This is a genomic window from Teichococcus deserti (assembly GCF_001982615.1).
Taxonomy (GTDB): Bacteria; Pseudomonadota; Alphaproteobacteria; order Acetobacterales; family Acetobacteraceae; genus Pseudoroseomonas; species Pseudoroseomonas deserti.
Map to the genome: position 1 here is coordinate 1 of NZ_MLCO01000277.1, position 1,700 is coordinate 1,700.

2 protein-coding genes are annotated in these 1,700 nt (G+C 72.9%); both read left to right on the forward strand.

Annotated elements, in window-relative coordinates; translation table 11 throughout:
• On the forward strand, positions 1–252 hold a 252-nt coding region (locus BKE38_RS32370; RefSeq protein WP_076959682.1), incomplete at its 5' end, for a hypothetical protein.
• A 183-nt stretch (positions 253–435) separates the two neighbouring features.
• Positions 436–1,650, forward strand: a complete 1,215-nt coding sequence (gene hemA, locus BKE38_RS23650; protein WP_083747817.1) for a 5-aminolevulinate synthase — start codon at positions 436–438, stop codon at positions 1,648–1,650.
• Positions 1,651–1,700 lie beyond the last annotated feature (50 nt).

Consider the following 1,700-nt stretch of genomic DNA (forward strand, 5'->3'; position numbering starts at 1 on the left):
CAGGCCCGCGACCTGCTGGAGAACACCAACAACGCCTCGGCCACCGGCAGCCCGTTTGCCTATTCCATGCCGGTGACCCGCTCGGCCGAGCAGGGCGCGCCGCTGGTGGTGGGCAATTCCGCTGCGCCGGAAGGCAGCCCGCTGGCCGCCGCGGTCGCCACCACCCGCGCCCATTCGGCCGGCCTGCCGCAGGCGGTGGGCAACTCGGCCGGCGCCCTGGGCGGCTTCGGCACCAGCCGCGTCCGCAGCTGATTTGACGATCCCGGGGCCTGAGGCCCACGGCCCGCGCGGAGCCCTCGACTAACCCCCTCCGCCGGGCCGCCCCCCCTCCCGGGCCGCAGGCCGCCAGGATCGATCAGGACAGGGCCGGAGCAGCTTGGCTGCCCCGGCCCTGACGCATTTCCGGGGGCCGGGGCGCTGGCCTATCTATCGGCCATGAACACGCGCCCCCTGAACACGCGCCAGAGCCTGCTCGACCATTGCGCCGCCCATCTCGGCACGCTGCGCGCCGAGGGCCGCTACCGCGACTTCGCGCAGCTGGAGAAGCTGGCCGGCCGCTTTCCGCGCTACCGCTGGCACCCGGCGGGCGGCGCCCCGCGCGAGATCACCGTCTGGTCGGCCAACGACTATCTCGGCATGGGCACCCATGCGGCGGTGCGCCAGGCCGCCCGCGACGCGGCCGAGGCGCATGGCGCCGGGGCAGGGGGCACCCGCAACATCTCCGGCACCTCGCCGCTGCATGCGGCGCTGGAGGCGGAGCTCGCCGACTGGCACGGCAAGCCGGCTGCGCTGCTCTTCGGCAGCGGGTACCAGGCCAACCAGGCGGCGCTTTCCTCCCTGCTGGCGGCGCTGCCGGGGATGGAGGTGTTCTCGGATACGATGAACCATGCCTCGATGATCGACGGCATGCGGCGCAGCCCGGCCCGCCGCCACATCTGGCGCCACAACGACCTGGCCCATCTGGAAGCGCTTCTGGCCGCCGCCGACCCGGCGACGCCGAAGGTCATCGCCTGCGAGAGCGTCTATTCGATGGAAGGCGACGTCGCGCCGCTGCACGCGATCTGCGACCTGGCCGAGCGCTTCGGCGCCATCACCTATCTGGACGAGGTGCACGCGGTCGGCCTCTACGGCGCGCAAGGTGCCGGCATCGCCGAGCGCGACGGCGCCGCTGCCCGCATCGACATCATCGAGGGCACGCTGGCCAAGGGCATCGGCGTCTATGGCGGCTACATCGCCGGCGAGGCCGCGCTGGTGGACTATGTCCGCTCGGTCGCCGGCGGGCTGATCTTCACCACCGCCCTGCCACCGACGGTGACCGCGGCGGCGCTGGCCAGCATCCGCCAGATCCGCGCTGACGCCGCGCTGCGCACCCGCCTGGCCGAGCGCGCCGCCGCGCTGAAGGCCGCGCTGGACGCCAACGGCCTGCCGCGCCTGCCGAGCGAGAGCCACATCGTCCCCATCCCGGTTCCCGGCGCCGACCGCTGCCGCGCCGTCGCCCGCCGGCTGCTTGAGGACTTCTCCCTCTACGTGACCCCGATCAACTACCCGACCGTGCCGCGCGGGACGGAACGGCTGCGGTTGTGCGCGACGCCGTTCCATGACGACGCGATGATTGGGGAACTGATCAAGGCATTGAAGGAAGTCATCTGAAAGAATGGGGGCTCCGCCCCCAAGCCCCCGCCGGGGGGATAGTATCCCCC

What these genes read in the sequence shown, in the direction of transcription:
- hemA (WP_083747817.1), top strand. Translation starts at nt 436, where the DNA reads ATGAACACGCGCCCCCTGAACACGCGCCAGAGCCTGCTCGACCATTGC.